The 235-nt window shown below is 77.9% G+C and carries 1 protein-coding gene; it reads left to right on the plus strand.

Going from position 1 to position 235, the window contains the following annotated elements; translation table 11 throughout:
• Positions 1-235 (plus strand): hypothetical protein (locus C100_RS48975; protein WP_200866556.1); only part of this gene is annotated, 235 nt, incomplete at both ends.

The following is a 235-nucleotide window of genomic DNA, read 5'->3' on the forward strand; positions in this document are numbered from 1 at the left end:
GGCCCGCCAGCCGTTCCAGCGCGGTCGTCGCCTCGTCGGCGGCACGCAGCGCGGCGCGCAGGCGCTGGTCGGCCTGCGACAGGGCGGTGCGGCCCTGGGCCAGTGCTTCGACGGCTGCCTGTTCGCGCGCCTTGGCCTCTTCCTGCGCGGCGGCCGCGCTCTGCATCTCGGCCTGGCGGCGGCGATGGCGTCCAGTCGGTTGAGCCGGATCAGCCGCTCGGCTGCCGCCGCGCCG

This window comes from Sphingobium sp. C100 (assembly GCF_000508185.1).
In the GTDB taxonomy this organism is placed as follows: Bacteria; Pseudomonadota; Alphaproteobacteria; order Sphingomonadales; family Sphingomonadaceae; genus Sphingobium.